This window comes from Streptomyces sp. NPDC002935 (assembly GCF_040611295.1).
Classification (GTDB): Bacteria; Actinomycetota; Actinomycetes; order Streptomycetales; family Streptomycetaceae; genus Streptomyces.
Window position 1 is genome coordinate 140,827 of sequence record NZ_JBEXNW010000023.1, and the last position, 6,836, is coordinate 147,662.

7 protein-coding genes are annotated in these 6,836 nt (G+C 70.9%); 4 read left to right on the forward strand and 3 right to left on the reverse strand.

From position 1 onward, the window contains the following. Position 1: 1 nt before the first annotated feature. On the reverse strand, positions 2-925 hold the full coding sequence (locus tag ABZX90_RS28390) for an aldo/keto reductase (RefSeq protein ID WP_355209364.1): 924 nt from the start codon (positions 923-925) through the stop codon (positions 2-4). Position 926: 1 nt separating this feature from the next. Then, positions 927-1,829 carry an NAD-dependent epimerase/dehydratase family protein gene (locus ABZX90_RS28395; RefSeq protein WP_355209367.1) on the reverse strand — a complete coding sequence of 301 codons (903 nt, stop codon included), beginning with the start codon at positions 1,827-1,829 and terminating at the stop codon, positions 927-929. Between the two features lie 110 nt (positions 1,830-1,939). Here ABZX90_RS28395 and ABZX90_RS28400 point away from each other — a divergent pair, with 110 nt between their 5' ends. From ABZX90_RS28400 to ABZX90_RS28415, 4 genes are all read left to right on the forward strand, one after another. Continuing rightward, positions 1,940-2,461 carry an Lrp/AsnC family transcriptional regulator gene (locus ABZX90_RS28400; RefSeq protein WP_351127903.1) on the forward strand — a complete coding sequence of 174 codons (522 nt, stop codon included), beginning with the start codon at positions 1,940-1,942 and terminating at the stop codon, positions 2,459-2,461. 56 nt (positions 2,462-2,517) lie between these two features. Then, positions 2,518-2,946, forward strand: a complete 429-nt coding sequence (locus ABZX90_RS28405; RefSeq protein WP_351127905.1) for a MerR family transcriptional regulator — start codon at positions 2,518-2,520, stop codon at positions 2,944-2,946. Then, positions 2,943-3,275: a thioredoxin domain-containing protein gene (locus ABZX90_RS28410; RefSeq protein WP_351127907.1), complete on the forward strand. Its 333-nt coding sequence runs from the start codon at positions 2,943-2,945 to the stop codon at positions 3,273-3,275. Before ABZX90_RS28405 ends, ABZX90_RS28410 begins: the two co-directional genes overlap by 4 nt. Positions 3,276-3,393: 118 nt before the next feature. Continuing rightward, the gene (locus ABZX90_RS28415; RefSeq protein WP_355209392.1) at positions 3,394-5,709 is read left to right on the forward strand and encodes an ATP-dependent DNA helicase; all 2,316 of its coding nucleotides are present in this window, start codon (positions 3,394-3,396) and stop codon (positions 5,707-5,709) included. A gap of 83 nt (positions 5,710-5,792) precedes the next feature. Here the strand turns inward: ABZX90_RS28415 and glgB are convergent. Then, positions 5,793-6,836 (reverse strand): 1,4-alpha-glucan branching enzyme (glgB, locus tag ABZX90_RS28420; protein WP_355209372.1); only part of this gene is annotated, 1,044 nt, incomplete at its 5' end.

The following is a 6,836-nucleotide window of genomic DNA, read 5'->3' on the forward strand; positions in this document are numbered from 1 at the left end:
GTCAGCCCGTGGCAGGAGGGCGCCGGTGGGCCGTCGCCGTGTCCAGACGGGCCAGGTCCTCCGCGCCCAGCACCAGGTCCGCCGACCCCGCCGAGTCCCGGATGGTCTCGGGGCGGCTGGCGCCCGGGATCGGGATCACCGTGGGGGACCGCGCCGACAGCCAGGCGAGACAGACCTGTTGAGGGCTCACACCGTGTTCCCGGGCCACCGCGTGGAACGCCCCGAACCCCTCCGGGGAACCGTCTGGGGAGCCGGTGCCGGACGGGCCGTCCAGGGAACTGCGGGAGATGCCGCCCAGCGGGCTCCACGGCAGGAAGGCGAGCCCCAGCTCCGCGCAGAGAAGCAGTTCGGGGTCGCTGTCCTGAACCGCCGGGGAGTACTGGTTCTGGACGGAGACCAGGCGGTCGCCGAGGATCGCGTGGGCCCGGCGGATCTGGTCGACGGTGGTGTTGGAGATGCCGGCCAGCCGGATCGTGCCCGCGTCGAGCAGGTCGCGCAGGGCGCCGACCGAGTCCTCGAAGGGGACGGCGGGATCGGGCTTGTGCAGCTGGTAGAGGCCGATCGCCTCCAGGCCCAGCCGCTTCAGAGAGGCCTCCGCGGCCGCCTTGAGATGACGCGGGGAGCCGTTCACCGTCCAGGTGCCGTCGGCCGGTCTGCCGCGCCCGCCCTTGGTGGTCACCAGGACGTCCGCGGTGTCACCGCCATAGGTCGCCAGGGCGCGGGCCACGAGCCGTTCGTTGTGGCCGGGCTCGTCGCCCGGCAGATGATATGAGTCCGCCGTGTCGAGGAGGGTGACGCCCGCGTCGAGAGCGGCGTGCACCGTGGCCAGGGCCCGCGCCTCGTCCGGACGGCCCTCGATGGACAGCGGCATCACGCCGAGCCCGACGGCGCTCACCCGCAGGCCGCCAAGTGTGCGGTAGCGCATGTCAGTTGCCCTTTCCGAGGGTCTCGGCCACAGCACGCGGCAGCCACACCCGCGCGTCACCGAAGGAGAAACCGAGCTGGGTGGCCCGGGAGTTGTCCATGCCGTAGGAACGGCTGAAGGAGAAGGGGGAGACCTCGCCCACCTCGACGGCCCGCAGGAGCGTCCTGCCGTCCGGGAGGTACGCGGTGATCGCGTCGCACAACTCCTCTGTGGTCAGCGGTCCGTGGGAGGCCGCGTTGACCGGGCCCGTGAAGTCCTCGCCCACCGTCCAGAACAGGAAGTCGGCGATCTCCTCGACATGGATGTACGTCGCCGGGTGGTTCACCGGAGGCACCGCGATCGTCTCGCCGGTGCGGATCCGGTCGGCGTAGTGCTCCAGCCGGCCGGTGAAGTCGTCGTCCCCGCCCAGTACATGGGCGACGCGCACCGCCACGTACGGGAAGCCGGGGTCGGCCGCGAACGCCGCCTCGGCCTGCCGCTTGCCCTCGCCGTAGTGCGCGTCGAGGAAGTCGGCGTCGTCCCAGGGGAGGCCGAGATCGACGGCGACCGTACCGGGATCCACGGCGTCCTCGCCGACCGGGGCCGCCGTGTCCTCGTACTCGTACACCTCGACGGTGGACGTCATCACATACCGGCGCGTGCGCCCCGCGAAGACCCGGCGGGCGATCTCCGCCTGCCGCGGTGTGTAGCAGACCTGGTCGACGACGACGTCGAACGTCCGTGAATCCAGCGCCTTTTCCAGCGAGTTCTCGTCATTGCGGTCGGCGATCAGATGAATCGTCCCGGCGGGCGGCGCCGACGAGCCGCGATTGATGACGGTGACCCGGTCTCCCGCGGCCGTCAACCGGTCAATGAGACGCTTTCCGAAATACCGGTTTCCGCCGATCACGCAGATTTCCCGCACATTGCCCTCCCCTGTTCCCGCGCGCCCGTCACCGGTCACCGGGCGTTCACGGTTCCGCGGCCTGTGGTCATAATTCTCCCGTCGCAGGGGACAGGTCTGAAGGGGGAGACATGGGAGATCCGGCCGTCGCACCGAAAGAACCACGGCAGTCACGCGCCCTCTCCGGCGAAACGTCGGTGGCCTTCGACGCGCTGGACCGGCAGATCCTGGAGCTGCTCCAGAGCGACGGCCGTATCAAGCTCAGCGAGCTCGGCCGCCGGGTCCGGCTGAGCCCGGCGGCGGTCGCGGAGCGGGTGCGCCGGCTGGAGGCGACGGGCGCGATCACCGGATACGGCGCCCGGGTGTCCGCACCCCGCCTCGGCTACGGCATCCAGGCCTTCATCCGCGTCAATCCGCACGGCGGCTACACGCTCAAGCACCCGCGGACCCTGGAACTGCTGGCCCGTCCCGAGATCACCGAGGTCCACCACGTCGTCGGCGAGGACTGCTGGATTCTCAAGGTCGCCGTCGAGGACACGATCCATCTGGAGGACGTCCTGGAACAGACCTCCGCGCTGGGGCGGACCACGACCTCGATCGTGCTGTCGTCGCCGGTGGACCGGAAACCGCTGCTGCCGCCCACCGCCCGCTGAGGCGTCCGCCCGCGGGTGCTTGCCTTCACGTCGGCGTCAAGGATTACCGTCGGGGCATGCGAATCGGCGAGCTGGCGGCACGAGCCGGGACGACCACGCGGACCCTGCGCTACTACGAGTCGCGGGGGCTGCTGCCCGCGAGGCGGGGCGGGAACGGGTACCGGACCTACGACGAGGACGACCTGCGGCTGCTGCGGCAGATCAGGACGTTGCAGGACTTCGGGTTCGACCTGGAGGAGACCCGGCCCTTCGTGGAGTGTCTGCGGGCCGGTCATCCCGAGGGCGACTCGTGCCCGGCGTCGCTGGAGGTATACCGCCGCAAGCTCGGCGAGCTGGACGCCCTGATCGACGAGCTGCGGTCGGTGCGCGCCCAGGTCGGCGAGCAGCTGGCACGGGCGGAACGGGCGCGCGACGAGCTGGCGGCCGACGCGGAGGTTCCGGGCGGTCCGGAACCCGTATGCGAACTGGGAGGGCGGACACGGTGATCAAGGCGGCAGGTGTGGCCGAGGTGACGGACGCGGACTTCGGGGCGGAGGTGATCGGGGCGGATCTGCCGGTGCTGGTGGAGTTCACGGCCGACTGGTGTCCGCCGTGCCGGCAGATGGGGCCGGTGCTCAGCGAGCTGGCCTTCGAGGAAGGGGACCGGCTGAAGGTGGTCCAGCTGGACGTGGACACCAATCCGGAGACGACGATGGCGTACGGCGTGCTCTCGATGCCGACGTTCATGGTCTTCCGCGGCGGTGAGCCCGTGAAGTCGATGGTGGGAGCCCGGCCCAAGCGGCGGCTGCTCCAGGAACTGTCCGACGTGCTCTGACCCGCCCGGCACACAAAAAATCCCCTGGGCAATTGCGCCCGGGGGATTTCTCTGCGTATATTCGATGATTCGCGACTTCGAGGGATCGAGTCGCAAAGAAGTTCAGTAGGCGCAGTATATCTGGGTGGGAGCGGAATTGTCAAACAAGGGAACGCACACAGAATTCCCCGACGATGAACTACGAAGCGAGCAGGAATTCATCGACGGGTTGTACGCGCGGGTGGACGCCCTGCGCGATGCCACCGAGGCCTCCGTCGGGGACGCGCTCGCCCAGGGCAACACACCGAGGCAGGCCCGGCTCGAACGGGACATCCTGGTCGCCGAACGCTCGGGACTGCTGGCCGCGCTGAACGCCGTGGACGGGTCGCTCTGCTTCGGCCGGATCGACCTCTCGCCCCGACCGGGGGCGACGCCCGCCGGCGTCGTCCACCACATCGGCCGGATCGGCATCCGCGCCGACGACACCGAACGTACCCCGATGCTCATCGACTGGCGGGCCCCGGTCGCCCGCCCCTTCTACCTGGCCACCGGTCACACCCCGATGGGCCTGCGCCGCCGTCGGCACATCACCACCGAGGGCCGGCACGTCACCGACCTGCACGACGAGATCCTCGACCTCGGCGACCGCGAGCGCACCGGCCACGAGGACCCGACCGGCGACGCCGTGCTGCTCGCCGCCCTCAACTCGGCCCGCACCGGCCGCATGAGCGACATCGTGCAGACCATCCAGGCCGAACAGGACCGGATCATCCGCGCGCCGCACCGGGGCGTCATGGTCGTCGAGGGCGGCCCCGGCACCGGCAAGACGGCCGTCGCCCTGCACCGCGCCGCGTATCTGCTGTACGAGTACCGGGAACTGCTCGCCAAGCGGGCCGTCCTGATCGTGGGCCCCAACCCGGCCTTCCTCGGCTACATCGGCGAGGTGCTGCCCTCCCTCGGCGAGACCGGCGTACTGCTCTCCACCGTCGGCGAACTCTTCCCCGGCGTCCACGCGAGGGCCCTCGACACCCCCGAGGCGGCCGCCGTCAAGGGCCGTGCCCGGATGGCCGACGTCCTGGCCGAGGTCGTCCGGGACCGCCAGGCGCTCCCCGACCCGGTGATCGCGATCGAGCACGACCGGGACGTCCTGATGCTCGACGCGGGCCTCGTCCAGGTCGCCCGGGAACGCGCCCGCGCGGCCGACCTGCCCCACAACGCCGCCCGCGAGCACTTCGAGGGCCACATCCTCAACACGCTCACCGACATGCTGGCCGAACGCATCGGCACAGACCCCTTCGACGGCTCCAACCTCCTCGACGCGAGCGACATCACCCAGATCCGCGACGAACTCGCCGAGAACCCCGAAGTCTGGTCGGCCGTCGACCAGTTGTGGCCGAGGCTGACCCCGCAGCGGCTGGTCGCCGACTTCCTGGCCGATCCGTACGGCTACCTCCCGGACGATGACGCGGCAGTGATCAGCCGCCCGCGCAGCCGTGCCGGTGACTGGACCGGCGCCGACGTTCCCCTCCTCGACGAGGCCGCCGAACTGCTGGGCGCGGACGACCGGGTCGCACGGGCGCTGGCCGACCAGGAACGCAGCACCCAGATCGCCTACGCCCAGGGCGTGCTGGACGTCTCCTACGCCTCGCGGACGTACGAGTTCGAGGACAAGGACGAGGAGGACTCCGAGATCCTGTCCGCGCACAACATCATCGACGCCGAGCGGATGGCCGAACGGCACGAGGAGGACGACCACCGCAGCGCCGCCGAGCGCGCCGCCGCCGACCGGACCTGGGCCTTCGGCCACATCATCGTCGACGAGGCGCAGGAGCTGTCGCCGATGGCGTGGCGGCTGCTCATGCGGCGCAGTCCCACGCGGTCGATGACGCTCGTCGGCGATCCCGCGCAGACCGCGGAGGCGGCGGGGGTCGGCTCGTGGGAGGAGATCCTCTCCCCGTACGTCGAGGACCGCTGGGAGCACACACGGCTCGGCGTCAACTACCGCACGCCGTCCGAGATCATGGACGTCGCCGCCGGCGTGGTGCGGGCCGAGCGTCCCGGGTTCGAGCCGCCGCGCTCCGTCCGCTCCACCGGGGTACGGCCCTGGGCGCGGGACGCCGGGGACGACCTGCCCGGCGCCGTCGCCAAGGCCGTCGCCGAGCTGACCCCCGCCGAGGGGCGGCTCGCGGTGATCGCGCCGCGCGCCCTGCACGCCGAGCTCGCCGGCCGGCTGGACGGGGTGACGGCGGGCCGGGAGCCGGACCTGACCCGCACGGTCGTGCTCCTCGACCCCCGGCAGGCCAAGGGACTGGAATTCGACTCCGTGCTGGTGGTCGAGCCCGCCTCGTACGGGACGAGCGATCTGTACGTGGCGCTGACCCGGGCCACCCAGTCACTGGGAGTCCTGTACACCGGGGAGCTGCCCGCGTCGCTGCGGGGCACCGGTCTGGAGTGACGGCGGGGGGTCTCGCCCCATCGCCCTGACTGTCCCCGGTGGTTCAGCCCCCGGGGACAGTCAGGGCGATGGCACGGCAGGTGCTAGGCGGGGCGCAGCCACACCGTCGCGAGGGGCGGCAGCGTCAGCCGGATGCTGGCCGGACGGCCGTGCCAGCCCTGGGGCTCCGGTTTGACGGGGTCGGGGTTGGTGACGTCGCTGCCGCCGTACCGGGCGGTATCGGTGTTGAGGATCTCGTGCCAGGCGGGGATGTCCTCGGGGACGCCGAGGCGGTAGCCGTGGCGGACGGCGGGGGAGAGATGGGAGACGGCGAGCAGGGGGGTGCCGTCGGCGGCGTGGCGCAGGAACGCGAAGACGTTGTCGTCGGCGGCGTCGCCGGCTATCCAGGTGAAGCCGGCGGGGTCGGTGTCGCGTTCCCACAGGGCGGGTTCGTGCCGGTAGGCGGTGTTGAGGTCGCGGACCAGGTCGCGGACACCGCGGTGGTCGGGTTCGGCGCCGTACGCGGGGTCGAGGAGCCACCAGTCGGGACCGTGGGCCTCCGACCACTCGGCGCCCTGGGCGAACTCCTGCCCCATGAAGAGGAGTTGTTTGCCGGGGTGGGCCCACATGAAGGCGAGGTAGGCGCGGAGGTTCGCGCGTTGCTGCCACCAGTCGCCGGGCATCTTGGAGACGAGTGAGCGTTTGCCGTGGACGACCTCGTCGTGGGAGATCGGCAGGACGTAGTTCTCGCTGTACGCGTACACCATCGAGAACGTCATCTCGTTGTGGTGGTACTTCCGGTGGATCGGCTCGTGGGCCATGTAATCCAGCGAGTCGTGCATCCACCCCATGTTCCACTTCAGCCCGAAACCCAGACCGCCGAAGCCTCCGGGGCCGACGTGATGCGTGGCCCGGGTGACGCCGTCCCAGGCGGTGGATTCCTCGGCGACGGTGACGATGCCGGGGTTGCGGCGGTAGACGGTGGCGTTCATCTCCTGGAGGAAGGCGACCGCGTCGAGGTTCTCCCGGCCGCCGTGCTCGTTGGGCGTCCACTGGCCGGGTTCGCGGGAGTAGTCGAGGTAGAGCATGGAGGCGACGGCGTCGACGCGCAGGCCGTCGATGTGGAACTCCTCGCACCAGTAGGTGGC

Excerpts from the sequence above, each read along its gene's own strand:
- ABZX90_RS28390 (WP_355209364.1), bottom strand. The coding sequence starts at position 925 with ATGCGCTACCGCACACTTGGCGGCCTGCGGGTGAGCGCCGTCGGGCTC.
- ABZX90_RS28400 (WP_351127903.1), top strand. The coding sequence starts at position 1,940 with ATGGGAGATCCGGCCGTCGCACCGAAAGAACCACGGCAGTCACGCGCC.
- ABZX90_RS28405 (WP_351127905.1), top strand. The coding sequence starts at position 2,518 with ATGCGAATCGGCGAGCTGGCGGCACGAGCCGGGACGACCACGCGGACC.